At 65.5% G+C, this 24,121-nt stretch carries 24 protein-coding genes; 13 read left to right on the plus strand and 11 right to left on the minus strand.

Annotated features, from left to right (window positions below; translation table 11 throughout):
- Window positions 1-113: 113 nt before the first annotated feature.
- Window positions 114-770 carry an HAD family hydrolase gene (locus tag ACAW63_RS03050; protein WP_371231599.1) on the plus strand — a complete coding sequence of 219 codons (657 nt, stop codon included), beginning with the start codon at window positions 114-116 and terminating at the stop codon, window positions 768-770.
- A gap of 6 nt (window positions 771-776) precedes the next feature.
- On the opposite strand, the gene ACAW63_RS03055 is transcribed toward ACAW63_RS03050, so the two are convergent.
- The 3 genes from ACAW63_RS03055 to ilvA form a co-directional block, all read right to left on the minus strand.
- Entirely contained in the window at window positions 777-1,244 is a 468-nt protein-coding gene (locus tag ACAW63_RS03055) for a DUF2269 family protein (protein ID WP_371231601.1), read from the minus strand.
- 10 nt (window positions 1,245-1,254) lie between these two features.
- The gene (locus tag ACAW63_RS03060; protein WP_371231603.1) at window positions 1,255-1,722 is read right to left on the minus strand and encodes a DUF2269 domain-containing protein; all 468 of its coding nucleotides are present in this window, start codon (window positions 1,720-1,722) and stop codon (window positions 1,255-1,257) included.
- 74 nt (window positions 1,723-1,796) lie between these two features.
- A complete protein-coding gene (gene ilvA, locus ACAW63_RS03065; RefSeq protein ID WP_275609157.1) occupies window positions 1,797-3,311 on the minus strand; it encodes a threonine ammonia-lyase, biosynthetic in 1,515 nt (504 codons plus the stop codon).
- A 202-nt stretch (window positions 3,312-3,513) separates the two neighbouring features.
- Here ilvA and rpiA point away from each other — a divergent pair, with 202 nt between their 5' ends.
- The 3 genes from rpiA to ACAW63_RS03080 all read left to right on the plus strand — a co-directional run bounded on the left by rpiA (window position 3,514) and on the right by ACAW63_RS03080 (window position 6,763).
- Window positions 3,514-4,185, plus strand: coding sequence for a ribose-5-phosphate isomerase RpiA (gene rpiA / locus ACAW63_RS03070; RefSeq protein ID WP_371231605.1), 672 nt, complete (start codon window positions 3,514-3,516; stop codon window positions 4,183-4,185).
- Between the two features lie 90 nt (window positions 4,186-4,275).
- Window positions 4,276-4,608 carry a YegP family protein gene (locus ACAW63_RS03075; protein ID WP_371231607.1) on the plus strand — a complete coding sequence of 111 codons (333 nt, stop codon included), beginning with the start codon at window positions 4,276-4,278 and terminating at the stop codon, window positions 4,606-4,608.
- Window positions 4,609-4,819: 211 nt separating this feature from the next.
- Window positions 4,820-6,763, plus strand: coding sequence for an autotransporter domain-containing protein (locus ACAW63_RS03080; protein ID WP_371231608.1), 1,944 nt, complete (start codon window positions 4,820-4,822; stop codon window positions 6,761-6,763).
- Between the two features lie 42 nt (window positions 6,764-6,805).
- Here the strand turns inward: ACAW63_RS03080 and ACAW63_RS03085 are convergent, their stop codons facing one another.
- Both ACAW63_RS03085 and ACAW63_RS03090 read right to left on the minus strand, forming a co-directional pair.
- Entirely contained in the window at window positions 6,806-7,576 is a 771-nt protein-coding gene (locus tag ACAW63_RS03085; RefSeq protein ID WP_371231610.1) for a CatB-related O-acetyltransferase, read from the minus strand.
- A gap of 58 nt (window positions 7,577-7,634) precedes the next feature.
- Complete coding sequence (locus tag ACAW63_RS03090; RefSeq protein ID WP_371231612.1) at window positions 7,635-8,567, minus strand: SdiA-regulated domain-containing protein; 933 nt, start codon at window positions 8,565-8,567, stop codon at window positions 7,635-7,637.
- Window positions 8,568-8,715: 148 nt separating this feature from the next.
- On the opposite strand from ACAW63_RS03090, the gene ACAW63_RS03095 reads away from it, so the two are divergent.
- From ACAW63_RS03095 to ACAW63_RS03125, 7 genes are all read left to right on the plus strand, one after another.
- Window positions 8,716-9,732: an AraC family transcriptional regulator gene (locus tag ACAW63_RS03095; protein ID WP_371231613.1), complete on the plus strand. Its 1,017-nt coding sequence runs from the start codon at window positions 8,716-8,718 to the stop codon at window positions 9,730-9,732.
- Window positions 9,733-10,027: 295 nt separating this feature from the next.
- Entirely contained in the window at window positions 10,028-11,077 is a 1,050-nt protein-coding gene (locus ACAW63_RS03100) for an ABC transporter ATP-binding protein (RefSeq protein ID WP_371231615.1), read from the plus strand.
- The gene (locus ACAW63_RS03105; protein WP_371231617.1) at window positions 11,074-11,988 is read left to right on the plus strand and encodes an ABC transporter permease; all 915 of its coding nucleotides are present in this window, start codon (window positions 11,074-11,076) and stop codon (window positions 11,986-11,988) included. The genes ACAW63_RS03100 and ACAW63_RS03105 overlap by 4 nt, the downstream gene beginning before the upstream one ends.
- On the plus strand, window positions 11,985-12,773 hold the full coding sequence (locus ACAW63_RS03110) for an ABC transporter permease (protein WP_275609166.1): 789 nt from the start codon (window positions 11,985-11,987) through the stop codon (window positions 12,771-12,773). The genes ACAW63_RS03105 and ACAW63_RS03110 overlap by 4 nt, the downstream gene beginning before the upstream one ends.
- A gap of 43 nt (window positions 12,774-12,816) precedes the next feature.
- On the plus strand, window positions 12,817-13,866 hold the full coding sequence (locus ACAW63_RS03115) for an extracellular solute-binding protein (protein ID WP_371231619.1): 1,050 nt from the start codon (window positions 12,817-12,819) through the stop codon (window positions 13,864-13,866).
- A gap of 396 nt (window positions 13,867-14,262) precedes the next feature.
- Window positions 14,263-15,648, plus strand: a complete 1,386-nt coding sequence (locus ACAW63_RS03120) for an APC family permease (protein WP_275609168.1) — start codon at window positions 14,263-14,265, stop codon at window positions 15,646-15,648.
- A gap of 99 nt (window positions 15,649-15,747) precedes the next feature.
- Window positions 15,748-16,779: a histone deacetylase family protein gene (locus ACAW63_RS03125; protein ID WP_371231621.1), complete on the plus strand. Its 1,032-nt coding sequence runs from the start codon at window positions 15,748-15,750 to the stop codon at window positions 16,777-16,779.
- 170 nt (window positions 16,780-16,949) lie between these two features.
- Here the strand turns inward: ACAW63_RS03125 and ACAW63_RS03130 are convergent, their stop codons facing one another.
- From ACAW63_RS03130 to ACAW63_RS03145, 4 genes are all read right to left on the minus strand, one after another.
- On the minus strand, window positions 16,950-17,327 hold the full coding sequence (locus tag ACAW63_RS03130) for a NirD/YgiW/YdeI family stress tolerance protein (RefSeq protein ID WP_275609170.1): 378 nt from the start codon (window positions 17,325-17,327) through the stop codon (window positions 16,950-16,952).
- A gap of 115 nt (window positions 17,328-17,442) precedes the next feature.
- Window positions 17,443-18,363, minus strand: a complete 921-nt coding sequence (locus ACAW63_RS03135) for an SdiA-regulated domain-containing protein (RefSeq protein WP_371231622.1) — start codon at window positions 18,361-18,363, stop codon at window positions 17,443-17,445.
- An 83-nt stretch (window positions 18,364-18,446) separates the two neighbouring features.
- The gene (locus ACAW63_RS03140) at window positions 18,447-19,112 is read right to left on the minus strand and encodes a fumarylacetoacetate hydrolase family protein (RefSeq protein ID WP_371231624.1); all 666 of its coding nucleotides are present in this window, start codon (window positions 19,110-19,112) and stop codon (window positions 18,447-18,449) included.
- 147 nt (window positions 19,113-19,259) lie between these two features.
- Complete coding sequence (locus tag ACAW63_RS03145) at window positions 19,260-20,654, minus strand: FAD-binding oxidoreductase (protein WP_331319614.1); 1,395 nt, start codon at window positions 20,652-20,654, stop codon at window positions 19,260-19,262.
- Window positions 20,655-20,844: 190 nt separating this feature from the next.
- Between ACAW63_RS03145 and serA the strand changes: the two genes are divergently transcribed.
- Window positions 20,845-22,074, plus strand: a complete 1,230-nt coding sequence (serA, locus tag ACAW63_RS03150; RefSeq protein ID WP_275609174.1) for a phosphoglycerate dehydrogenase — start codon at window positions 20,845-20,847, stop codon at window positions 22,072-22,074.
- A 179-nt stretch (window positions 22,075-22,253) separates the two neighbouring features.
- Here serA and ACAW63_RS03155 read toward each other — a convergent pair whose 3' ends face one another.
- Both ACAW63_RS03155 and ACAW63_RS03160 read right to left on the minus strand, forming a co-directional pair.
- On the minus strand, window positions 22,254-22,685 hold the full coding sequence (locus ACAW63_RS03155; protein ID WP_331319613.1) for a DUF4399 domain-containing protein: 432 nt from the start codon (window positions 22,683-22,685) through the stop codon (window positions 22,254-22,256).
- A gap of 132 nt (window positions 22,686-22,817) precedes the next feature.
- Window positions 22,818-23,312 carry a DUF523 domain-containing protein gene (locus tag ACAW63_RS03160; protein ID WP_371231627.1) on the minus strand — a complete coding sequence of 165 codons (495 nt, stop codon included), beginning with the start codon at window positions 23,310-23,312 and terminating at the stop codon, window positions 22,818-22,820.
- A gap of 254 nt (window positions 23,313-23,566) precedes the next feature.
- On the opposite strand from ACAW63_RS03160, the gene ACAW63_RS03165 reads away from it, so the two are divergent.
- Complete coding sequence (locus ACAW63_RS03165; RefSeq protein ID WP_371231629.1) at window positions 23,567-24,115, plus strand: DUF6160 family protein; 549 nt, start codon at window positions 23,567-23,569, stop codon at window positions 24,113-24,115.
- The last annotated feature ends 6 nt before the right edge of the window (window positions 24,116-24,121 follow it).

Raw genomic sequence — 24,121 nt, forward strand, 5'->3', positions numbered from 1 at the left:
TGTTCCACAAAGCTTGTGACAGCGGCAACGCGAGGCGCGGCGTCATGTGCAGGGCCGACAAAAGCCGTTACTCTAGGCGACTTTTCAGCATAGGCAACCATTGGTAATTCGACGTGCGATTGGCTCTCTTCGATCTCGACAACACTCTCCTGGCCGGTGACAGCGACCACAGCTGGGGCGAATGGCTGTGCCAGCGTGGCCTGGTCGACGCCGGCGAGTACCAGGCGCGCAACGACGCCTTCTATGCCGACTATGTGGCCGGCACCCTGGACGTGTTCGCCTACCAGGCCTTCACCCAGGCCATCCTGGGCCGCAACAGCCTGGAACAGCTGGCGATCTGGCACCGCCAGTTCATGGAAGAGGTCATCGAGCCGATCATCCTGGCCAAGGGCGAGGCCCTGCTGGCCGAGCACCGCGCCGCCGGCGACAAGCTGGTGATCATCACCGCCACCAACCGCTTCGTCACCGGCCCCATCGCCGAGCGCCTGGGCGTGGAAACGCTGATCGCCACCGAATGCGAAATGAAGGACGGTCTCTACACCGGCCGCACCTTCGACGTGCCCTGCTTCCAGGGCGGCAAGGTGACCCGCCTGCAACGCTGGCTCGACGAGACCGGCCTGAAGCTGGACGACGCGTACTTCTACAGCGACTCGCGCAACGACCTGCCGCTGCTGGAGCGGGTGGCCAACCCGGTCGCCGTCGACCCGGACGACACCCTGCGCGCCACCGCGCTTTCGCGCGGCTGGCCGGTGATCAGCCTGCGCGACTGAGCTACCTCAGAGCGTCTTGTTCACCATCAGGTGGAAAATCCCCAGGAAGGCCAGGAACGCCGGCCAACCCAGGGCGAACCACCAGCGCATATAGAGGAAGGCTTGCGGCGGTAGCGCCGCACCTTCCCGGTGTGCCACCTCGGCCATATCCCGCACGCGGATCTGCAGCCAGACCACCGGCAGCCAGCAGGCGCCGGCAAACACATACAGCGACAGGCTCCACAGCAGCCAGCCCGAATCCAGCGGCCAGCCGGCGAGATGCGCCATGGCCATGCCGCTCAGCGGCTGGAACACCGCCGTGGTGGCGATGAACAGCCAGTCGGCGGTGACCAGGTGGCGGAAGGTGACCCGGATCGCCTCCAGGCTGCCGCTGCGCCACGCACGCCAGGCGTAGTAGGCCGAGCCCAGGCCGGTGCCGAACAGCAGCGTGGAAGAGAGGATGTGCAGGATCTTGAGCAGCAGGTAGACGCTCACGGAGTTCGCGTCAGACCGGCTTGCTGATCATCAGCACCAGGATGGCGATCACGCACAGCAGCGAGAGCACGAAGAAGGCCAAGCCGAACTTCCACTCGCGCACCGCACGTACGGCGATCGGCTCGCCGCTGCCCTGGGCGGCCAGGGCCAGCCCGCGGATGCGCCACAGACGGGTGGTGAACAGCAGCCAGAACAGCGTGGCGACGATCAGCAGGCAGGCGCTGCCCAGCAGCCAGGTCTGCCCCAGCGGCAGGCCCGCGCCGTGCACCATCTGCCAGCCGGTGACCGGCAGGCTGGCGATGCTGCCGGCGACCAGCACCCAGCCAGCCAGGCCGATGCGTTGCAGCGCTGTGGCGATCTTCCCGGCGTCGCCCCCGCGCCAGCTGCGCCAGCCGTACCAGGCCAGGCCGATGATGGCGAGGAACGGCAGCACCGCCGCGACACCGTGGAGGATTCGGAAGGTCTGGTAGCTTTCCATGGTCATGCGTTCCTGTGAACAATCCTGCGTTCAGCGAAGACTAGCACCCGCCGCGGCGGCACTGCTTCCCGGCGTCAGCCGAGGAACAGGCGATAGGCCGGGTTGTCGCTTTCGTCCCAGTACGGGTAGCCGATCTCTTCCAGCGCTGCGGCCACCAGGTGCTGCTCATCGTCCGGCACCTGCAGGCCGGCGACCACGCGGCCGTCCGCCGCGCCGTGGTTGCGGTAGTGGAACATGGTGATGTTCCAGCGCCCGCCCAGGCGGTTGAGGAAGTTGAACAGCGCACCCGGCCGCTCGGGGAACTCGAAGCGGAACACCTGCTCGCCGCTGACCCGCGGCGAGTGGCCGCCGACCATGTGGCGAATGTGCAGCTTGGCCAGCTCGTTGTCGGTCAGGTCGAGCACCGGGAAGCCCTGGCCACGCAGTTGCTCCACCAGCGCCTCGCGCGGGTCGTTGTCAGGGTGGGTCTGCACGCCGACGAAGATGTGCGCTTCCTGGTTGGTGTTGTAGCGGTAGTTGAACTCGGTGATCTGGCGCTTGCCGATGGCTTCGCAGAAGGCCTTGAAGCTGCCCGGACGCTCGGGGATGGTCACCGCGATGATCGCTTCGCGCTTCTCGCCCAGTTCGGCGCGCTCGGCCACATGGCGCAGGCGGTCGAAGTTGATGTTGGCGCCCGAATCGATCGCCACCAGGGTCTGGCCGCTGGCGCTCTCGCGCTGCACGTACTTCTTGATGCCCGCCACCGCCAGCGCACCGGCCGGTTCGGTGATCGAGCGGGTATCGTCGTAGATGTCCTTGATCGCCGCGCAGATCTCGTCGGTGCTGACGGTGATCACTTCATCGACGTAGTCCTTGCACAGGTCGAAGGTGTGCTGGCCGATCTGCGCCACGGCCACGCCGTCGGCGAACAGCCCGACCTGCCCCAGCACCACGCGCTCGCCGGCGGCCATGGCGGCCTGCAGGCAGTTGGAGTCATCCGGCTCGACGCCGATCACCTTGACGTCCGGGCGCAGGTATTTGACGTAGGCAGCGATGCCGGCGATCAGGCCGCCGCCGCCGACCGGGACGAAGATCGCGTCCAGCCGGCCCGGATGCTGACGAAGGATTTCCATCGCCACGGTGCCTTGCCCGGCGATCACTTCCGGATCGTCGTAGGGGTGGATGTAGACGTAGCCCTTCTCTTCCACCAGCTTCAGCGAATGCGCCAGCGCGTCAGGGAAGGCATCGCCGTGCAGCACGGCCTTGCCGCCGCGAGCGCGCACGCCCTGCACCTTCAGCTCCGGCGTGGTGCGCGGCATCACGATGGTCGCCTTGATTCCCAGCTCACGGGCCGCCAGCGCCACGCCCTGGGCATGGTTGCCCGCCGAGGCGGTGACCACGCCGCGCGCCAGTTCTTCCGGGGTCAGCTGCGCCAGCTTGTTGTAGGCGCCGCGAATCTTGAAGGAGAACACCGGCTGCAGGTCTTCGCGCTTGAGCAGAATCTGGTTGCCCAGGCGCTCGGAGAGCTGGCGGGCGGGCTGCAGGGGCGTTTCCACGGCAACGTCGTAGACACGCGAGGTGAGGATCTTCTTGACGTATTGTTCGAGCATCGGAAGGGCACATTCGGCGGCATTTTCGAGGAGTTGCGAGTCTACTCCAGCCGGCGCCGGGCGGGCCACCGAACAATCCGCGCGGGAAAGACCGGAACAGTTGTCCGGCGGCGCAACACCCAGGCGCTCGCGGCCGCTATAATCCGACCCTTCGTACCTTCCCGGGCGCCCGGCGCGCCGACCATCCAGAAGACAGTCCGCCATGAACCAGGATCAGCTCAAGCAGGCAGTGGCCCAAGCCGCCGTCGATCACATTCTTCCGCACCTCGACAGCAAGAGCATCGTGGGCGTGGGCACCGGCTCCACCGCCAACTTCTTCATCGACCTGCTGGCCCGGCACAAGGCCGAGTTCGACGGCGCCGTAGCCAGCTCCGAAGCCACCGCCGCACGCCTGAAGAGCCACGGCATTCCGGTCTATGACCTGAACACCGTCAGCGAGCTGGAGTTCTACGTCGACGGCGCCGACGAGACCAACGAGCGCCTGGAACTGATCAAGGGCGGTGGCGCCGCGCTGACCCGCGAGAAGATCGTCGCCGCGGTGGCCAAGCAGTTCATCTGCATCGCCGACGCCAGCAAGCTGGTACCGATCCTCGGCGCCTTCCCGCTGCCGGTGGAAGTCATCCCCATGGCCCGTAGCCATGTGGCCCGCCAGCTGGTGAAGCTGGGCGGCGACCCGGTGTACCGCGAGGGCGTGCTGACCGACAACGGCAACATCATCCTCGACGTGCACAACCTGCGCATCGACAGCCCGGTACAGCTGGAAGAGGCGATCAACAACATCGTCGGCGTGGTCACCAATGGCCTGTTCGCCGCGCGTCCGGCCGACCTGCTGCTGCTCGGCACCGCCGAAGGTGTGAAGACCCTCAAGGTCTGAGCCCGAGGGGCGCCATCCAGCCGATGGCGCTCCTTTCCGCGCGCAGCCGTCTACGCTGGGGGATACCTTCCACCCAACGGAGAAAACGGCATGGCCGGCAAGTACCATCTCAAGAAGGCCAGTGATGGCCAGTTCCACTTCAACCTGCACGCCAGCAACGGCGAGATCGTGTTGACCAGCGAGCTGTACAAGGCCAAGGCCTCGGCCCAGGACGGCATCGAGTCGGTACGCAAGAACTCCCAGCGCGAAGGCGCCTTCGAAGTGAAGGCCGCCTCCAACGGCAAGCACTACTTCGTGCTCAAGGCCACCAATGGCCAGGTCGTCGGCCAGAGCCAGATGTACGCAAGCCAGGCCAACGCCGAGAACGGCGTGGCCGCGGTGAAGCGCTACGCGCCCGAGGCGCCGGTCAGCGACGAAACCTGAGGCGCCCCCTTTCGGGGAGCGTCGAACACCCCCGCCCGGACACGGCTGGCCAGCAGGCCGGCCGTGTATCACCAATGTTACAGTGACGCGACACTCTCTATCACTCAAGCGTCAATTTCCGAGCATCTTCGGCGAAACGGCGCACATCCTGCTTTCCTCCGGCGCACGCATCAAGACCGATGCGATTCCAATCGACACAGAGGAAAGTGCCGTGTTCAAACCCTTAGCCGTTGCGGTCAGCCTGGGATGCGCCGCGTTTTCGATCGATGCCAGCGCCTACGAGTACGGGGACTACGCCGGGGACACCCTCGACACCCTGATCAACGACTACCCCGGCCGTTACCGCGGCACCGCCAGCTTCGCCGGCGCCACCGCGCTGATGCAGTCGCGCCTGGGCTTCGGCTACCAGACGCAGGTGCAGGACTTCACCTGGGCCGGTAGCCGCAGCTCGCAGAACGTCATCGCCAGCGCCCCGGGCAGCAGCGGCCAGTACGTGGTGCTGGGCGCCCACTACGACACCTACTACGGCCGGCCGACCCTGCAGGGTCTGGACGACAACGGATCCGGCGCCGCGGTGCTGACCGAAATCGCCCGCAACCTGGGCGGCATCGAGCTGGAGAACGGCCTGGAAGTGGTCGGCTTCGGCGCCGAAGAGGAAGGTCTGCGCGGCTCCCGCGCCTACGTCGCCTCCCTGAGCGACGAGCAACGCAGCAACCTGCTGGGGATGATCAACCTCGACAGCCTGATCACCGGCGACAAGATGTACGCCCACGCCGGCTTCAACAGCGTGGACAATCCGGCGCTGGGCGCCTACCGCGACCAGCTCCTGCGCATCGCCCAGGAACTGAAGATCCCGCTGTTCACCAACCCCGGCCTGAATGAGGAATACCCCGCCGGCACCGGCTGCTGCAGCGACGGCGAAAGCTTCGAGGGCCTGAACGTCCCGGTGCTGTTCATCGAGGCGACCAACTGGGAACTGGGCGAGCTGGACGGCTACGAGCAGACCGACAACCCGGCCATCCCCGGCGGCGCCACCTGGCACAACCCGGCGCTGGACAACGAGCAGGTGCTCACCGGCGCCTTCGGCCAGGAACGCATCGACCAGCGCCTGCGCGACTTCTCGCGCCTGCTCACGCGCCTGCTGCTGGAACTGACCAATGCCGACCTGCTGGCCTCCACCGCTTCCGGCGGCGCGATGGCGCGGCAGATGGAAGACCAGCTGCAGCGCCAGCACCTGGCCCTGACCCGGATGCACGACCGCCGCTGGCTGACGCTGCTGGGCAGCCCACGCACCGTGGGCAGCTTCGATGGTGAGGTCGGCGTGGAAGGCGAGACCACCCCGGAAAGCGGCTTCGACATGCCCGGCGACCCGCGCTCGCACCGCGCCGGCGTGCACCTGCTGGGTGACTACCGTGCCAGCGAAGCGCTGACCCTCGGCGGCAGCCTGAGCTTCCAGCGCAGCCGCGACAACCTGGACCACAGCGCCCGCCTGGAAGCGGAAACCTGGCAACTGGGACTCTACGGCCTGCTCAACGACGGCGGCCCGGCCTGGCTCGGCGGCGAGCTGAGCACCGGCTACAGCGACCTCGACAGCAAGCGTGCGGTCTACCTGCAGGCCAAGGGCGGGCCGGTGCTGCTGGACCAGCGCATCGACGGCGATACCAACGCCTGGTTCTGGGGCGCCCGCGTCGACGGCGGCTACGACTTCGACATCGCCGGTATCAAGACCGGTCCGCAGGGCGGACTGGACTACGTGCACTACCGCATCGACGACTTCGACGAAGACGACGACCTGCGCACCGCGCTGGGCTTCGAGGAGCAGGACTACGACTCGCTGGAAGCCAGCCTCGGCTGGGGCCTGCGCGGCGAACTGGCGCTGGGTAAGCGGATGGCCGTGAAACCCTACGCCAGCGTGCGCTGGGTGATGGATCTGGCGGACGGCCGCCTGGACGATATCGCGCTGACCGCCCTGGGCGATGGCCGCACCCGTATCGCCGATCTGGGCGACGTGGACAAGGACTTCGGCCGGGCCCAGGCCGGCGCGCTGCTGGCGGTCAGCGAGCAGTTGGGCGTGTTCGCCGAGGCCAATACGCGCTTCGCCCACAGCGAAGGCAGCCAGGCGTCCTATTCGCTCGGGGTGCAGTGGCAGTTCTGACCGAGGCAAGGCGGGGCGCCCTGGGGCGCCTCGTTTCTTTCGCTAAGTGCCGGAAGCGTCGAACGAAGCAGCCTGCGCGGCTTCCACGGCGGGAATAATCCGCAGCCGGAAGGGTTCCGAATCGATTCGCAGACGCCGCGGATGGGCTGCCGCTGGCGGCGTTCTGTTTTGCAGTGTCGCCAGGCAGGTCTGCGGATCATCCAGCGGCAGTTCGCCCAGGACATCCAGCGGCAACTCCCACCAGTGGCTGGCCAGCAGACCCTCGATCACTTCGGGCTCGAAGCGATAGCGGATCACCCGCGCCGGGGTACCGGCAACTATGGCGTAGGGCGGCACATCGGCGTTGACCAGCGACTGAGCACCGATGATGGCACCGGTGCCGATCTTGACCCCATCCAGGATCAACACGTCGCGACCGATCCACACATCGTGCCCGATCACCGCGGGGTGGTAGGGATGCTCGCGCTTGATCGGACGTTTGATCAGCTTGGGGTTGGAGGCGAAGTGATGGGTGGTCAGCCAGTCGATGGGATGGGACTGGCGCGCCTGGCCGATGACCACCGCGGTAGCGATGGAGCAGTAACGGCCGATCTGCGAGACATGGCGCAACTCGCTGCCGCTGACGATATCGCTGTAGGCCCCGATGGCCAGCCTGGGCGAAAAGATCTTCGTCTTGCCGATCTTCACCCCCGGCTCGAGGATGAGCTGGGCGCCATCGCGCAGGGACTTGATGCCGCCGGCCAGGCGGCACTGGTGGCTGTCGAGTGATTTTTTCAAGCGCCGGTTGATCAGCGCTTCCTGGAAGATATTCATGGCCGATCCTGGCAAAACGCCATACTTCGTGTCGGAAAGCAGCACTGTAACGGCTTCATTACCTTGGCTCCATCGGCATGGGCTTTCTGAACACATAGAAGAGGTTGGGCTCGCTGACCAGGTACAGCGTGCCCTGGTCATCCATGGCGATGCCCTCGGCCTGCGGCACGCTGCGGCTCAGGCCACTCATGCCGCGCAACAGCGACAGCGAGCTGATCGGCTCGCCCTCGGCGCTCAGCTCCAGCACCAGCCGCGATTCGTCGGACAGCGCCAGCAGGTGCCCGCTGCGCTCGTCGTACTGCAGGCTGGAAAGGTCGCGGACGAACAGATTGCGGTTGTGCTCGAGATCTTCCACCACGTGCACCGCGAAGGGCTCCTGCGATTGCTCGTAGGGGAAGCCGCGCACCTCATAGATATGCACCGGATTGCGCTCCTTGGCGACGAACAGGCGCTTGCCCAGCGAATCGTAGGCCAGCCCCTCGAAGCCGCTGTTGCCGCCGCGCCCCAGCGCCAGGGCCAGCTGCTGTGCGTCTTCGGCGCGCAGTTGCGTGGTGTCGTCGCGCAATTCGACGCGGAGCAGCCGCTGGTGGGTTTCGTCGCTGATCACGTAGACGTTGCGGCTGATGTACTCGATGGCCTCGGTATCGCCGAAGCCGTGCAGCGCGATCCTGCGCAGCACCTCGCCCTCCAGCGACAGCTCGATCAGCTCGTTGCGCTTGTTGGTGACGGTGAACAGGGTCTGCCGGTCCGGATCGTAGGTCAGCGCCGAGACGTTGTCCGCCAGCCCCTCGATGGGTTGCGCCTCGATCAGCACTCGATAGCCGGGCAGCCAGATGGACTGATCCTGCCAGTGCGCCGCATGCCGCCATTCGTTGAACTTGAACCAGACGCGCTCGTAGACGCGCAAGCTCTGGCCCAGCGCGAGCAGGGCGGCCAGGGCCAGCAGCCCCAGTAGCGGAAGCAGGCGGCGAGGTTTGAGCAGACGACGCATGGAGGTCTCGGAATGAAAGTGGCCTGGCAGGTTGGCAGCAGCGCCTGAAGCCAAACTTAAAGGCCACCAGCGGCTGTGGGCAGGCTAGAGTCAGGTTAGCGCATGACCAATCCCTGTTGCTTTGCAAGAGACGGCAAGAGGCATATCGATGGCCCCGCATCTGCTTCCCGAACAGCGCCAGCAGGCGACCCTGCACACCGTGGTACTGGCCACCGAGGTACTGCACCATGCCGGCGTGCCGCGGCCGAAGCTGCTGGAAGGCAGCGGCATCGACGAGGCGGACCTGCTGACCCCGCACAAGCTGATCACCCACGCCCAGGAGCTGCGGGTCTTCGCCAACGCCCTGAGCTGCCACCACGATCCGGCCCTGGGTCTCTACCTCGGCCTGCGCATGCATGTCTCGGCCTACGGCATCCTCGGCTACAGCATGCTCGCCAGCCGCACCCTGCGCGATGCGCTGCAACTGGCGCTGTCCTTCCCCGAACTGCTCGGCACCTACTTCCGCCTGGCCCTGGTGCCACGGGACGATGAGGTGCACCTGAGCGCCGACGGCTACCGCTACGCGCCGGAACTGACGGTATTCAACACAGAACTGTGCCTGACCTCGCTGCTCACGGTGATCCGCGACCTGCTCGGCGAATCGGTGCGCCCGCGCCGCCTGCTGCTGGCCTACCGTCCGCCATTGCACGCGGAAACCTACACCGAGCGCCTGGGCTGCCCCGTGGAGTTCGGCGCGCCGACCAGCGCCCTGTGCTTCAGCCCGGCGCTGCTGGACCGGCCGCTGCCGCTGGCCGACCCGGTGAGCTGTCACAACGGCGTGCAGCAATGCCTGCGCATGAGCGCGACACTCAGCAGCCGTGGCGATGTGATCGAGCAATTGCGCCAACACCTGGCCAGCCACCTGCAGGACACCGCCAACCTGGACGCCGTGGCGCGCCACCTGCACCGCTCCACCCGCACCCTGCGCCGCCACCTGCAACAGCAGAACACCAGTTATCAACAGGTGCTCGACGAGGTGCGCTTCGACCGCGCGCGGCAGTTGCTCAAGGACACCGACCTGCCGATCTACCTGATCGCCGAGCAACTGGGCTATAGCGAGACGGCCAGCTTCCGCCATGCGTTCCAGCGCTGGAGCGGGTCGAGTCCGAGCCTGTATCGGGGCTGAAGCCACGACCAGAAACGTCACTGTAGGAGCGAGCTTGCTCGCGAACCCGGCCCCACGGAGATTGTTCGCGAGCAAGCTCGCTCCTACGAAAAGCCTGAAGAACGACACCCCGCTGACGCCCGAAATCCAGCATTTCCGGGCGCGTTTTCAACTTGGCCTGATTTATCCCTTATTGGCCTGATCTATCGTTCTGCGCACCGGGCTGCTTGGTCATTATCAATCCGCAGCTAGGTGAAACGGTCTCAGAAACCGTAAAACCTAAACAATAACAACTGCTTAACTGCATGGTACGAGCATGACCAGCGCGATCACCATCGAGCGGATATGCATGGAGTTCGGTACACCCGGACAAGGCCTCAAAGCCCTGGACGACGTGTCACTGGAAATCCGCGCCAACGAGTTCTTCACCCTCCTCGGGCCTTCGGGCTGCGGCAAGACCACCTTGCTGCGACTGATCGCCGGATTCGAACAACCCTCCTCCGGCAGCATCCGCCTCTACGGCGATGCGATGGAAGGCCTCCCGCCCTTCCGCCGCCCGGTCAACACCGTCTTCCAGAGCTACGCCCTGTTCCCGCACATGACGGTGGCCCAGAACATCGCCTTCGGCCTGGAAATGCAAGGCAAGAGCCGCGCCGACATCGACGCCACCGTGCAGAAGATGCTCGACCTGGTGCGCCTGCCGGATGTCGGCTCACGCCGCGCCGACCAGCTCTCCGGCGGCCAGCAGCAGCGCATCGCCCTGGCCCGCGCCCTGGCCAGCCGGCCCAAGGTGCTGCTGCTCGACGAATCCCTGTCCGCGCTGGACCTCAAGCTGCGCAAGGAAATGCAGATCGAGCTCAAGCGTCTGCAGCACGAGACCGGCATCACCTTCATCTTCGTCACCCACGACCAGGAAGAAGCCCTGACCATGTCCGACCGCATCGCGGTGATGAGTCGCGGCAAGGTCATGCAGATCGGCACGCCGACGGAAATCTACGAAGCACCGGTCAACCGCCTGGTGGCCGACTTCATCGGCGAGACCAACTTCCTCGAAGGCGAATCCAGCGGCGACAGCGTGCGCCTGGCCGATGGCCAGCTGCTGCCGGCGGCGACCACCCTGCCGGGCAAGGTGACCCTGGCGATCCGCCCGGAACGCACTGAGCTTGCGCAGGACGGGCAGCTCGAAGGCGTGGTGGAGAACATCGTCTACGTCGGCACCGACACCGTGTACCACCTCAACGTCGCCGGTCAGGGCGGCTTCCGCGTACGTCAGCAGAACCGTGACGGCGCCCATTCCACCCACGCCCCGGGCGCACGGGTTCGGGTCCGCGTACCCGCCACCGCCATCCGGGTGCTGGCCGAATGAGCACACTGCGCGCACAAGCCGAACGCAAATCGCTGTTCAACCGCCTGGCCCTGACCAGCCCGGCGATGATCATGCTGGTGGTGTTCCTCGTCCTGCCGCTGGGCATCATGTTCGCCGTGTCGATCCAGGCACCGGGGGACTACGGCGGCGTGAAATGGGGCCAGCACACTGTCGAGGCCTACATCAACTTCCTCTGGGAGCGCGACCTGGACGACAGCCTGTCGTTCAACGCCGACTACCTGGGCATCTTCCAGCGCTCCTTCTGGCTGTCGATCCTGACCACCCTGGGCTGCCTGCTGATCGGCTTCCCCACCGCGCTGTACCTGGCACTGCAGGACGAGCGCCGGCGCAACCTGCTGATGTTCCTGGTCACGGTGCCGTTCTGGACCAACCTGCTGGTGCGGGTCTACGCCTGGATCCTGCTGCTGCGCAACGGCGGGCTGATCGACGAGGGCCTGCACGGGCTGGGCTTCACCGACGCCTCCATCGGCCTGCTCTACACCGACAACGCGGTGATCATCGGCCTGCTCTACACCTACCTGCCGTTCATGGTGCTGCCCATCTACACCAGCCTGGAGAAGATGGACTGGCGCCTGGTGGAAGCCGCCTTCGACCTCGGCGCCAACCGCTGGAAAGCGCTCAAGCGGATCATCGTGCCGCTGGCCATGCCCGGCATCGTCGCCGGCAGCATCCTGGTGTTCATCCCCTCGCTGGGCAGCTACATCATTCCCGAGCTGCTGGGGGGCGGTAAATCGCTGATGATCGGCAACCTGATCCAGCTGCAGTTCGGCACGGCGCACAACTGGCCGTTCGGCGCGGCGCTGTCCTTCGCCCTGCTGGCCTTCGTACTGCTGGCAATGATGATCTACAGCATGCGCTTCAAGCAGGGCACCGCGGGAGGTCATCCATGAAGTCGGCCAACCCGCTCTGGCGCTTCACCGGCGTACGGCCCGCGGCCTGGCTGTTCTTCGCCTTCCTCTACGTCCCGATCTTCGTGCTGGTGGTGCTGAGCTTCAACAGCGGCCAGTCGGCGACGCTGTGGGAGAGCTTCAGCCTGAAGTGGTACGCGGTGGTGGCGGACGACCCGGAGATTCTCCGCGCGGCGAAGAACTCGCTGATCGTCGCCAGCCTCGCCACGATCATCTCCACCACGCTGGCCACCCTCGCCGCCCTGGGCATGCGCGGCCGGACCTTCCGTGGCCAGGGCCTGATGAGCGGCGTGCTGGGCCTGCCACTGCTGGTGCCGGAGATCGTCACCGCCGTAGCGACCCTGATGTTCTTCGCCTTCATCGGCCTGAAGCTGTCGCTGTTCACCATCCTGCTGGCGCACGTGGTGTTCTGCATCCCCTTCGCCTACCTGCCGATCCGTGCCCGCCTCGAAGGCATGGACCCGCGCCTGGCCGAAGCGGCGGCGGACCTCTACGCCTCGCCCTGGAAGACCTTCTGGAAGGTGACCTTCCCGCTGCTGATGCCGGGCATCCTCTCCGGGGCGATGCTGGCGTTCATCATCTCGATGGACGACTTCGTCATCACCTACTTCGTCGCCGGTGCCGGGGCCACCACCCTGCCGGTGTACATCTTCAGCTCCATCCGCATGGGCATTTCCCCGAAGATCAACGCCATATCCTCAATAATACTGTTGATTTCCATCGCGTTCGTTGCGTTGTCGTACTACGTCGGCCAGCGTCGCCGCTGACCTCCTGCCGCCAAACAAAACAACATTGCAAGGAGCTTCACCGATGAAATTCCGCCGTACCCCCATCGCCCGCACGCTCGTCGCCGCCAGCCTGTTGCTGGCCGGCAGCGCCCACGCCGAAGGCACCCTGCACTTCGCCAACTGGTCGGACTACTTCCCGCCGGAGCTGCTGAAGAAGTTCGAAAAGGACACCGGCATCCACGCGACCCTCGACTCCTACGACAGCAACGAAACCCTGCTGGCCAAGCTCAAGGCCGGTGGCGGCGCCTATGACGTGGTGGTGCCCTCGGACAGCTTCATCGAAATCTTCGTCAAGGAGGACCTGCTGCAAAAGCTCGACAAGGCGCAGCTGCCGAACCTGGCCAATCTGAAGGACAAGTTCAAGACCCTGACCTACGACCCGGGCCACGACTACACCGTGCCCTACCTGTGGGGCACCACCGGCTACAGCTACGACAGCGCCAAGGTGCCGGGCGGCAAGCTGGAGGAAAGCTGGAAGCCCTTCTTCGAGCCACCGGCCGAGCTCAAGGGCAAGGTGGTGGCGCTCAACTCCATCGAGGAGCTGTACGCCCCGGCGTCCTACTACCTGGGCATCAACGAGTGCACCGAGGACCCGAAAGAGGCGGCGAAGATCCAGGAGCTGCTGCTCAAGCAGAAACCGATGCTGGCGATGTACAACAGCGACGGCACCATCGAGCGCATGGCCGCCGGCGAAGTCTCCATGCACCAGCAGTGGAACGGCGCCTTCCACCGCGCCCACGCCCAGCGCGCCAGCCTGGTCTACGTCTATCCGAAGGAAGGCATCCGCCTGTTCATCGACAACCTGGCCATTCCCAAGGACGCCACCAACATCAAGGAAGCCCACGCCTTCCTGAACTGGATGATGCAGCCGGAAAACATCGCCGCCGCCTCCAACTTCGCCAAGTACAACAACGCCATCGAAGGCTCGGACAAGTACATGGAGAAAGAGCTGTTCGACGACCCGGCGATCAACACCCCGGCCGACAAGCTGGACCGCCTGAAGCCCTTCCAGCTGTGCTCGCCCAAGGCGCTGCAGCTGCGCTCCAAGGTGTGGACCAAGCTGAAGAAATAACCGGAATCCACCCGGCGCGGCGGTGCGCGCCGGGTGGATCTGACAGTCAATTTGGCCATTTCGATCCCTTTTTGACCCTTTGCAGGGTTCTGCCCGGCCACCCCGGTTGCTAGAGTCGGGCCGCTCGCGCAGGGAGCGGCAGGAAAGGCGGCCAGCTCCGGCGCCACACTCAGTGGTGCGGGAATATCCCAAGGGAACGCGAGCGCGTTATCCACAAGAACAAAGTCCCCGAGAACGCCCATGACCAGCTTTTGCGTCACCCTGCAGCACAGCCCTTCATTCCTCGCCCGTCGTCACTGCTGCGGCTGATCCGTAGCCGACGACAACCCGGACGGCCACCGAACGCCGTCCCATCGCGCCCTATACAAGAGCCAGAACAATCGCGAGGAATCCCCCATGGCCAGCCAACACAGCGCCAGCACTGCACACACCACCCAGGGTAACGCGGCCTCCGCCGACGCCCGCCTGAAACGCGTCCTGGGCCTGCCCGCCCTGGTCTTCTTCGGCCTGGTGTACATGGTCCCGCTGACCATGTTCACCACCTACGGCGTGGTCACCGAGATGACCGGCGGCCGCACCGCCACCGCCTACCTGATCACCCTGCTGGCGATGCTGTTCACCGCCGCCTCCTACAGCTTCATGGTGCGCAAGTACCCGATTTCCGGATCGGCCTACTCCTACACCAGCCTGAGCTTCGGCCCGGGGGTCGGCTTCCTGTCCGGCTGGTCGCTGCTGCTCGACTACCTGTTCCTGCCGATGATCAACTACCTGCTCATCGGCCTGTTCATGAACATCGCCTTCCCGGAAATTCCGGCCTGGGTGTTCGTGGTCGCCTCCATCGCCCTGGTCACCGTGCTCAACGTGGTCGGCATCAGCCAGGTGGCCGGCATGAGCAACATCATCGTCGGCGCCCAGCTGGTGTTCATCGTGGTGTTCGTGGTGATGTCGATCAAGAGCCTGGCCGGCGGAGCGCCGATCGACTTCAGCCTGCCCTTCGTCGGTGACGGCAGCAAACCCGGCTTCGCCCCGCTGATGGCCGGCGCCGCGGTGCTGTGCCTGTCGTTCCTCGGCTTCGACGCGGTTTCGACCATGGCCGAGGAAACCCGTGACGCCCGCCGCGACATCCCACGCGCGATCATCATCACTACCGTGATCGCCGGCCTGATGTTCACCCTGCTGGCGGTGATCAGCCAGCTGGTGTTCCCCGGCAGCGTGTTCCAGAACGCCGATTCGGCGGCCAACGAGGTGATGCTCAAGGCCGGCGGGCAGTTCCTGACCAACTTCTTCACCGCCGCCTACATCGCCGGCTGCATCGGCTCGGCGCTGGCCTCCCAGGCCTCGGTGTCGCGCATCATCTTCACCATGGGGCGCGACGGCATCCTCCCGCGCAGCCTGTTCGGCGTCCTGCACGCGCGCTTCCAGACCCCGGTGCTGGCGATCCTGGTGGTCTCCGCGATCTCCCTGCTGGCCATCGTGCTGGACCTGACCACCCTGGCCTCGATGATCAGCTTCGGTGCGCTGGTGGCCTTCTCCGTGGTCAACCTGGCAGTGATCCGCACCTACCTGGGCGTCGAGCGCCGTCGTGGCGCCGCCAACCTGCTCAAGTACGGGTTGATCCCCTTCGTCGGCCTGTGCCTGACCCTGTGGCTGTGGACCAGCCTGTCGCAGCTGACCCTGATCGTCGGCCTGAGCTGGTTCGCCGTTGGCTTCACCTACCTGGCGGTGCACACCGGCGGCTTCCGCCGCAAGGCACCGAGCGTGAACTTCGAGGAAAACGCATGACGGCGTGCTCAGCGTCCGGCCCGCTTCGCGCGGGCCGGACGCTGAGCACGCCCTGACAATCAGAAACCAGGCGCCGCCAGGCGCCATGAGGAGCGCGTGATGTTGACGATCTACACCGACGACCATCGCTTGCACCACGGTCAGCACGAGCTGATCGGCGGCCAGTTCACCCCCTGCTTCGAGAAGCCCAGCCGCGCCGACATGGTGCTGGACCGGGTCAAGGCGGTGAAACTCGGCGACATCCAGGCCCCGCGCGACTTCGGGCTGGAGCCGATCCTGCGGGTGCATGACGAGGGCTTCGTGCGCTTCCTGCAACACGCCTGGCGCGACTGGCTGGCCACCGGCCGGACCCACGACATGCTGCCGATCGCCTGGCCGACCCGGCGTCTGCGGCAGAAGGAGCCCGACAGCATCGACGGCCGCCTGGGCTACTACTCCTTCGACGCCGGCGCGCCGATCACCGCCGGCACCTGGCAGGCGATCACCAGCTCGGTGAACGTCGCCATGACCGGCCAGGCCGAACTGGCCAAGGGCGCGCGCTCGGTGTTCTCCCTCTGCCGGCCACCGGGCCACCACGCCTCTGCGGACTTCATGGGCGGCTACTGCTTCCTCAACAACGCCGCCATCGCCGCCCAGTCGATTCTCGATCAAGGCGCCAGCCGGGTGGCCATCCTCGATGTGGACTACCACCACGGCAACGGCACCCAGGACATTTTCTACGACCGCGCCGACGTGCTGTTCACCTCGATCCACGGCGACCCGCGCTTCGAGTACCCCTACTTCCTCGGCTACGCCGACGAGAAGGGCCAGGGCGTGGGCGAAGGCTTCAACTTCAACTACCCGCTGGCCTCGGGCAGCGACTGGTCGGTGTGGAGCCTGGCGCTGCAGGCGGCGATCCGGCAGATCTCGGCCTACAGGCCGGACGTGCTGATCGTGTCGCTGGGTGTGGACACCTTCAAGGAAGACCCGATCTCCCAGTTCAAGCTGGACAGCCCGGACTACCTGCGCATGGGCGAAGCCATCGGCAAGCTCGGCCTGCCGACCCTGTTCGTCATGGAGGGCGGCTACGCGGTGGAGGAAATCGGCATCAACGCGGTGAACGTGCTGCAAGGCTTCGACAGCATCGGCTGACGCCCGGCCTGCCTTTGTAGAAGCGAGCTTGCTCGCGAACCGCATTACGCCGGACAGCCCGGCGTACGCGGATGACTCTTTCGCGAGCAAGCTCGCTCCTACGACGAGCACGAAAAAGCCGCGCGGGGATCACTCCCTGCGCGGCTTTTTTCGTTGGTTTCGCGGCCGTACTACTGCAGGATTTCGACGCGATCCACGTCGATATCGGTGGCCTTCATCTTGTGGTGATCGACCTCGCCCGTCAGGCGCACCTTGGTGTTCTCGGAAACCCCGGCGCCCGCCGGCCAATCGTCGTTGTCGATCTCGACCTGGATGCTGCCGGTAGCGTCCTTGAACTCGTAGTGCTCACCGCCGATGCGCTTGGTAATGGTGCCTTCCAGCACGGCCGGGGTATCGTCGGCGGCGGACTGGGCCTGCTTGACGGTGGTGACCTGGGCGGCGGCGGCCGGCTTGGCGGCATCGCTGCCCGGACCGGTGTAGCCGGCGGCCAGGGTGAGGGTGGAGAACAGGCCGGCGGCAGCGATCAGGGGGAGATGACTCAGTTTCATGGAAGTGCCTCCTGGGGCGTTTTCGATGGGGTCAGCCTAGTGCCGGTGGCTGAAACCAGCCTGAATCCGGGCTTAACCCAAACTTAAGCGCCCCAGACGCCCTCCCCGGCCGGGATCAATCCGCCTTGGCCGGCGCAACCTCGCGCTTGAACACGTAGAACAGGTCGGGCTCGCTGACCATGTAGATGGTGCCCTGCTCGTCGATGGCCACACCCTCGGCACGCGGAATCCGGTCGTGCAGGCCATTGAGGCCGCCGAGCAGGCTGATGAAGCTCACCGGTTCGCCCTTTTCGTCCAGTTCCAGCAGCAGGTGCGATTCCGCCGACAGCACCAGGGTGTGCCCCGTGCGCGGGTCGATGCTCAGGGCCGAGACGTTGGTCATCAACAGGTCGCCGGCCAGCGGCTGCAGGGCGCCACTCACGCTCGGGCCACCGTTGCTGGGCAGGCTGAACAGCGCCAGCGGGTCACGCTCCTGGCCCAGGACCAGGCGATGTTGCCGCGGGTCCCAGGCGATGCCCTCGATACCCTTGTTCTTCTTGCCGCGCGGGCCGAGGTCGAAACTGGCGAGCTTCTCGGTGCTCAGTTCGCGGGTCTGCGGATCGACATGGAAGATGGTCAGCGAATTCCTGCGCTCGTCGGTCACGGCGATATTGCCGTTCTCCAGCACCGCCACGCCCTCGGGGTTGGACATGCCCAGCAGGGGGATCACCCGCAGCACATCGCCGGAGAGCGACAGCTCGGCGAGCAGCGGCTTCTTGCCGGTCACGGTGAACAGGGTACGGGTCACCGGGTTATAGGCCAGATCGGAGGCTTCCTGGCCTTCCAGGCCGCCGGTCAGTTGCTTGGCCTGGATCACGGCGCGGTAACCGGGCAGCCAGACGCTCTCGGCGCGCTCCTGCATACCGGTGTCCTGTTCACGCAGCCAGAGGCGGGCGCGGTCGTCCCAATGGAAGCGCACGGCCAGCAAGGCGAGCACGATCAGCAGAAGCAGCGGGGCCAGCAGCAGCCAGCGCGGACGAAGCAGGGAAATGGCCATGGCGACTCTTGTTGGTGGTTTCGAACAAGGCACCCCGCAATAAACGAAGGCCGCACAGACGGCGGCCTTCGGCGGGACAACGGTTAGAGCACGCGGCTTTCGAATCGGCTGGCGCCGGGAAGTTCCAGCATCAGGGCATTGCCGCTCTGCAGCGGCCCTACGCCGACCGGCGTGCCGGTGGACACCACGTCGCCCGGTTGCAGCGAGAAGTGCCCGCAGATGTGCTGGATCAGCGGCACGATGGGGTTGAGCATGTCGCGGCTGTTGCCATCCTGGCGGACTTCGCCGTCGATGGTGAGGCGGATGCCGATGTCGGTCGGGTCCGGGAAGTGGTCGGCGCTGACGAAGGGCGCCAGGACGAAGGCGCCGTCGAAGGATTTGGCCAGCTCCCAGGGCAGTCCCTTTTCCTTCAGCCTGGCCTGCACGTCGCGCAGGGTCAGGTCCAGCGCCGGCGCGTAGCCGGAGATGGCATCCAGCACTTCCTCGGCGCTGGGCTTGCGCGACAGCGGCTTGCCGATCAGCACGGCGATCTCCGCTTCGTAGTGCACCGCGCCGCGATCCTCGGGAATGGCGAAGCCGCCGGCCGGCGACACGGTGCAGGAACCGGGCTTGATGAACAGCAGCGGCTCGGTCGGCACCGGGTTGTTCAGCTCCTTGGCATGTTCCGCGTAGTTGCGGCCGACGCAGACCACCTTGCCCAGGGTGAAATGGATCGGGGTGCCATCGACATACTGGTGCTGGTAACTCATGACCGACTCCTGAACGCATGGAAGAGATGATCCGCGCGGGGCTGGTGATCCCACGCGGTTGCCCGCATCCTGCCGGCGAACGCGCCACTTCCCGTGACGCTGACGTGCGAAGGGCCGGTAAACCGGCCCTTCCAGATATGCTGCGACTTACTCGGCGAAGATCTTGCCGGGGTTCATGATCCCGTTCGGATCGAACACCGCCTTGACCGCTTTCATGTAGCCGATTTCAGCCTCGGAGCGAGAGTACCCCAGGTAATCGCGCTTGGTCATGCCCACGCCGTGCTCGGCGGAGATCGAGCCGTTGTATTTCTGAACCGTTTCGAAAACCCACTTGTTGACGGTCGCGCACTTGGCGAAGAACTCGTCCTTGGTCAGGTTCTCGGGCTTGAGGATATTCAGGTGCAGGTTGCCGTCGCCGATGTGGCCGAACCACACGACCTCGAAGTCGGGATAGTTGGCCTCGACGATGGCGTCGATGTCCTTGAGGAAGGCCGGAACCTTGCTGACGGTCACCGAGATGTCGTTCTTGTAGGGGGTCCAGTGCGAGATGGTCTCGGAGATGTACTCGCGCAGCTTCCACAGGTTCTGCAGCTGCTGCTCGCTCTGGCTCATCACGCCGTCCAGCACCCAGCCCTGCTCTACACAATGTTCGAAGGTCGCCAGCGCCTCGTTGGCCACTTCCTCGGTGGTCGCCTCGAACTCCAGCAGGGCGTAGAACGGGCAGTCGGTCTCGAAGGCCGGCGGCACGTCGCCACGGGCCATGACCTTGGCCAGGGCCTTGTCGGAGAAGAACTCGAAGGCGGTCAGGTCCAGCTTGCTCTGGAAGGCGTGCAGCACCGGCATGATCGAGTCGAAGTCCGGGGTGCCCAGGACCATCGCGGTGAGGTTCTTCGGCTGGCGCTCCAGGCGCATGCTGGCCTCGACCACGAAGCCCAGGGTGCCTTCGGCGCCGATGAACAGCTGGCGCAGGTCGTAGCCGGTGGCGTTCTTGATCAGGTCCTTGTTCAGTTCCAGCAGGTCGCCCTTGCCGGTGACGACCTTCAGCCCGGCGACCCAATTGCGGGTCATGCCGTAGCGAATAACCTTGATCCCGCCGGCATTGGTGCCGATGTTGCCGCCAATCTGACTGGAACCGGAGGACGCGAAGTCCACCGGGTAGTACAGGCCGTTTTCCTCGGCGAACAGCTGCAGCTGCTTGGTCACCACACCCGGCTGGCACACCGCGGTGCGGTCGAAGGCGTTGAAATCGAGGATCTTGTTCATGTAGTCGAAGGCCACGACCACCTCGCCATTGGCGGCGACGGCGGCAGCGGAGAGCCCGGTGCGGCCGCCCGAGGGGACCAGCGCGACCTTGTGCTCATTGGCCCAGCGAACGATGGCCTGGACCTGCTCGGTGCTCTTGGGGAAGGCGATGGCCAGCGGCGCCGGGGCGAAATGCTTGGTCCAGTCCTTGCCGTAGGTCTCGAGGGAATCGGCGTCAGTCAGCAGCTTGCCGGGCTCCAGCAGGGGCTTGAGCGATTCGATCAGGGCTTCGCGGGTCATGGGAGGAACTCTCAAAGGATTCATGGTCGTCCTGAGAACAGCTCAGGTCGTAACCGGGCAAGGAAAAGGGAGAACATGCTAGCATACGCACCCCACGCAGATCGCCACTTGGCGCCAAGTGTGGTATCGGCCGGTTCGGCCAGAGCTGTTCATTTTCTCGCCACATCCCGGGACTACAGGTTCAAAGCAGATGAGCAAGACTTCTCTCGACAAGAGCAAGATCAAATTCCTTCTCCTTGAAGGCGTGCACCAGAATGCCGTCGACACCCTCAAGGCCGCCGGCTACTCCAACATCGAGTACCTCAAGGGCGCGCTGTCCGGCGAGGAACTGAAGGAAAAGATCGCCGATGTGCACTTCATCGGTATCCGCTCCCGCACCCAGCTCACCGAAGAAGTCTTCGATGCCGCCAAGAAGCTGATCGCCGTCGGCTGTTTCTGCATCGGTACCAACCAGGTCAACCTGGACGCCGCCCGCGAGCGCGGCATCGCGGTGTTCAACGCGCCCTACTCCAACACCCGTTCGGTGGCCGAACTGGTGCTGGCCGAAGCCATCCTGCTGCTGCGCGGCATCCCGGAGAAGAACGCCTCCTGCCACCGTGGCGGCTGGATCAAGTCGGCGGCCAACTCCTTCGAGATCCGCGGCAAGAAGCTGGGCATCGTCGGCTACGGCTCCATCGGCACCCAGCTCTCGGTCCTGGCCGAGGCCCTGGGCATGCAGGTGTTCTTCTACGACACCGTGACCAAGCTGCCGCTGGGCAACGCCCAGCAGATCGGCAACCTGCACGAGCTGCTCGGCATGTCCGACATCGTCTCGCTGCACGTGCCGGAGCTGCCGTCCACCCAGTGGATGATCGGCGAGAAGGAAATCCGCGCCATCAAGAAGGGCGGCATCCTGATCAACGCCGCGCGCGGCACCGTGGTCGAGCTGGACCACCTGGCCGAGGCGATCAAGGACGAGCACCTGATCGGCGCCGCCATCGACGTGTTCCCGGTCGAGCCCAAGTCCAACGACGAAGAGTTCGAAAGTCCGCTGCGCGGCCTGGATCGCGTGATCCTGACCCCGCACATCGGCGGCTCCACCGCCGAGGCCCAGGCCAACATCGGCCTGGAAGTGGCCGAAAAGCTGGTCAAGTACAGCGACAACGGTACCTCGGTGTCCTCGGTCAACTTCCCGGAAGTGGCCCTGCCGTCGCACCCGGGCAAGCACCGCCTGCTGCACATCCACGCCAACATCCCGGGCGTGATGAGCGAGATCAACAAGGTGTTCGCCGACAACGGCATCAACATCTCCGGCCAGTACCTGCAGACCAACGACAAGGTCGGCTACGTGGTGATCGACGTCGACGCCGAGTACTCGGACCTGGCGCTGGAGAAGCTGCAGCACGTGAACGGCACCATTCGTAGCCGCGTGCTGTTCTAAGCGCTACGGTGGCAAGAAAAAAGGAGGCCCTTGGGCCTCCTTTTTTTGTTTCTACCGGGCGTTTCGGCACCAGGACATGCCCTGTAGGAGCGAGCTTGCTCGCGCCCCCCAACGAAGCGGTTCGCGAGCAAGGACTGGGCGTCCCCCTCGGTCCTACGAAAAGCATCAGCCTTCTGGAGTCACTTCACGTTGACAGTGATCTGCTGCGACTCCACCGGCGGGTCGAACGGCACGTGGTTCTTGTCGCCCACCAGCAGCTGCAGGGTGTGCTTGCCCGGCGGCAGGGTCACTTCGGTCTCGGTCTGGCCCTTGCCGAAGTGCTTGATGGTGTCGTTCATCGGCAGCGGCATGTTCATCGCCGGCTGCTCCTTCAGGTCGATCAGCAGGTGGTGATGGCCGGTGGCCGGCGAATCCACGCCGGCGGGCGCTACGCCCATGCCCTTGAGGCCGAACTTGACGGTGAAGGTCTTGCCGACGGTGGCGCCGTCGGCCGGCTCGATGAAGTACACCTTGGCGCCTTCCGGGGCCGGGGTGCGCGGCATGTCGGCGGCGATCGCGGAAGACGCGGCGAGCAGCGCAGCGAGACCGAGGCAAGGCAACATGGTTCTCATGGGTTTCTCCTTCTTCACGGGATTCGGGGAACGCGCACTCAACAGCCGTTCACCCGCATGGAACCCACAAGCATAGGTGGCTCCCCCGCAGGCTCAAGAAAAAGAGTGCGTCCTCAAATGTCTTCGACCGCTCTAGCCCCCGGCTTCCAGCCCGGCCAGGCAAACCGCGGCGGCGTCCAGCTCTTCCTCGCTGAACACCAGCACGCCCATGCGCCTGAGCGCGGCGGCGGTGACACCCTCGCCGGCGACCTTGCGGCCCGTGAAGCTGCCATCGTAGTTCTCGCGGTGACCACAGGATGGGCTGCGCGCCTTCAGTATGGCCAGGCGGATATCGTGATGCCGCACCAGCTTCACCGCCGCATCGGCGCCCGCCAGGAACGCCTGGCTGACGTCCTGCCCGTCCACCGTGACCACCGGACTGACCCGATCCAGCACCGCCACGCCCTGACCACCGGGAATTTCCGCCGGCGCGCGCGGCGTCGGCAGGCCGCCGGCCACTTCCGGGCACAGCGGCACCACGCGCCCCTGGGCCAGCCAGCGCGCCAGCAGGTCGAACGGGCCATGGGCAGCGCCGTCGTAGCGAACGCGGTGTCCGAGCAGGCAACGGCTGACGAGAACCTTCTGCATGGGCCAATCACTCCAATTCGAATGCCACAGACTAGCCGCAAGGTTCCGACGGGTCACGCGGGGTAACACGACATTCATCGGCGATCCGTTTCCGAGGATTTCGAGCCCGCCAAAAGTCGGGGCGCGCGTGCATCCACCGACCGTCGGCACAGTGACCGGGCACAACCTTTGGCGGGAATCGCCGCCCGGCACTGGTCGCTCAGGCGACGCCTGACCAGACTGACGCACCGGCCAATCCCTTCGGAGCCTCCAGCATGTCCCGCCTGTTCGTCCTTTCCGCAGCCGCTGCGGCGCTGCTCCACCTTTCGGTCAGTCAGGCCGCCCTCGAAGCGCTCGACAACGAGAGCCTCGGCGCGGTCAGCGGACAGGACGGCATCAGCATCCGCGCCGACGTGCTGGCGCATATCGGCAGTGCCGCCTGGAACGACGACGGCGGCAGCGTCTCGTTGCGCAACGTCTCCATCGACAATGGCTGCGTGAATGCCGGTGCCTGCCCCAACGGCCGCGGCGGCAGCCTGCCGTACGGCGCCGCACAACTGGGGCTGACCCTGCCGATCTTCGGTATCGAGCTGCCGACCCTGCAGGTGGACGTGGTGCAGAATGCCGGCGGGCAACAACAGCTCGCCCTGACGCTGCCGGACCTCACCACCATCAACCAGCAACTCAATGCCAGCGGCCTGCCGGCGCAGACCATTCGCGTGCGAATGATCGGCGACCTCTATGTCGGTAACGGACGCCTGGGCACGCTGGAGATCCGCGACATCCAGGACATCAGCGGGACCGTCAGGGTCTGGGGGCACTGAGCCGGA

This window comes from Pseudomonas sp. QE6 (genome assembly GCF_041379005.1).
GTDB lineage: Bacteria > Pseudomonadota > Gammaproteobacteria > Pseudomonadales > Pseudomonadaceae > Pseudomonas.

What these genes read in the sequence shown, in the direction of transcription:
- ACAW63_RS03060 (WP_371231603.1), bottom strand. Translation starts at nt 1,722, where the DNA reads ATGGAAAGCTACCAGACCTTCCGAATCCTCCACGGTGTCGCGGCGGTG.
- ilvA (WP_275609157.1), bottom strand. Translation starts at nt 3,311, where the DNA reads ATGCTCGAACAATACGTCAAGAAGATCCTCACCTCGCGTGTCTACGAC.
- rpiA (WP_371231605.1), top strand. Translation starts at nt 3,514, where the DNA reads ATGAACCAGGATCAGCTCAAGCAGGCAGTGGCCCAAGCCGCCGTCGAT.
- ACAW63_RS03075 (WP_371231607.1), top strand. Translation starts at nt 4,276, where the DNA reads ATGGCCGGCAAGTACCATCTCAAGAAGGCCAGTGATGGCCAGTTCCAC.
- ACAW63_RS03085 (WP_371231610.1), bottom strand. Translation starts at nt 7,576, where the DNA reads ATGAATATCTTCCAGGAAGCGCTGATCAACCGGCGCTTGAAAAAATCA.
- ACAW63_RS03090 (WP_371231612.1), bottom strand. Translation starts at nt 8,567, where the DNA reads ATGCGTCGTCTGCTCAAACCTCGCCGCCTGCTTCCGCTACTGGGGCTG.
- ACAW63_RS03095 (WP_371231613.1), top strand. Translation starts at nt 8,716, where the DNA reads ATGGCCCCGCATCTGCTTCCCGAACAGCGCCAGCAGGCGACCCTGCAC.
- ACAW63_RS03100 (WP_371231615.1), top strand. Translation starts at nt 10,028, where the DNA reads ATGACCAGCGCGATCACCATCGAGCGGATATGCATGGAGTTCGGTACA.
- ACAW63_RS03105 (WP_371231617.1), top strand. Translation starts at nt 11,074, where the DNA reads ATGAGCACACTGCGCGCACAAGCCGAACGCAAATCGCTGTTCAACCGC.
- ACAW63_RS03110 (WP_275609166.1), top strand. Translation starts at nt 11,985, where the DNA reads ATGAAGTCGGCCAACCCGCTCTGGCGCTTCACCGGCGTACGGCCCGCG.
- ACAW63_RS03115 (WP_371231619.1), top strand. Translation starts at nt 12,817, where the DNA reads ATGAAATTCCGCCGTACCCCCATCGCCCGCACGCTCGTCGCCGCCAGC.
- ACAW63_RS03120 (WP_275609168.1), top strand. Translation starts at nt 14,263, where the DNA reads ATGGCCAGCCAACACAGCGCCAGCACTGCACACACCACCCAGGGTAAC.
- ACAW63_RS03125 (WP_371231621.1), top strand. Translation starts at nt 15,748, where the DNA reads ATGTTGACGATCTACACCGACGACCATCGCTTGCACCACGGTCAGCAC.
- ACAW63_RS03130 (WP_275609170.1), bottom strand. Translation starts at nt 17,327, where the DNA reads ATGAAACTGAGTCATCTCCCCCTGATCGCTGCCGCCGGCCTGTTCTCC.
- ACAW63_RS03135 (WP_371231622.1), bottom strand. Translation starts at nt 18,363, where the DNA reads ATGGCCATTTCCCTGCTTCGTCCGCGCTGGCTGCTGCTGGCCCCGCTG.
- ACAW63_RS03140 (WP_371231624.1), bottom strand. Translation starts at nt 19,112, where the DNA reads ATGAGTTACCAGCACCAGTATGTCGATGGCACCCCGATCCATTTCACC.
- ACAW63_RS03145 (WP_331319614.1), bottom strand. Translation starts at nt 20,654, where the DNA reads ATGACCCGCGAAGCCCTGATCGAATCGCTCAAGCCCCTGCTGGAGCCC.
- serA (WP_275609174.1), top strand. Translation starts at nt 20,845, where the DNA reads ATGAGCAAGACTTCTCTCGACAAGAGCAAGATCAAATTCCTTCTCCTT.
- ACAW63_RS03155 (WP_331319613.1), bottom strand. Translation starts at nt 22,685, where the DNA reads ATGAGAACCATGTTGCCTTGCCTCGGTCTCGCTGCGCTGCTCGCCGCG.
- ACAW63_RS03160 (WP_371231627.1), bottom strand. Translation starts at nt 23,312, where the DNA reads ATGCAGAAGGTTCTCGTCAGCCGTTGCCTGCTCGGACACCGCGTTCGC.
- ACAW63_RS03165 (WP_371231629.1), top strand. Translation starts at nt 23,567, where the DNA reads ATGTCCCGCCTGTTCGTCCTTTCCGCAGCCGCTGCGGCGCTGCTCCAC.